The organism is Pyxidicoccus trucidator, assembly GCF_010894435.1.
Classification (GTDB): domain Bacteria; phylum Myxococcota; class Myxococcia; order Myxococcales; family Myxococcaceae; genus Myxococcus; species Myxococcus trucidator.
This window is the reverse complement of the sequence record NZ_JAAIXZ010000126.1, coordinates 1-383: the sequence shown is the minus strand read 5'-3', so window position 1 is coordinate 383 and position 383 is coordinate 1. Positions and strand designations below refer to the sequence as shown.

Here is a 383-nt window from a genome sequence, read left to right as displayed (position 1 = left end):
CGCGGCAAGGTTCGCCTGTCCATGAAGGTCGTCGACCAGGAAACCGGCGAGGACGTCACTGAGAAGCTCAAGGCCGAGCGCGAAGCCGAACGGGCGCAGCGCGACCAGCCAGTCGGCGAGTAATCTCGGCGATTCATCCAATTGAAAAGGGCGGCTTTCGGGCCGCCCTTTTTATTTTCCGATCGCGTTCCTCGCAGCCTCGACAACGAAGCGATTGATCGCTCGAGCAAAGTCGCATCAAATCAGAGCATGACCTTTATCTCGACCATCGATGCTCTCGAAACTCTCTACGGCGAAATTGGCGAAGCCTCCATCGTCAAGGAAACGGATCGTCTCACGGGAGAATATCGCGCGCTCATCGAAGCGTCACCCTTCGCGGTTTT

1 pseudogene is annotated in these 383 nt (G+C 57.2%); it reads left to right on the top strand.

Going from position 1 to position 383, the window contains the following annotated elements:
- Nucleotides 1–141: 141 nt before the first annotated feature.
- A pseudogene (locus G4D85_RS49110) lies at nucleotides 142–383 on the top strand (hypothetical protein); the annotation flags it as partial.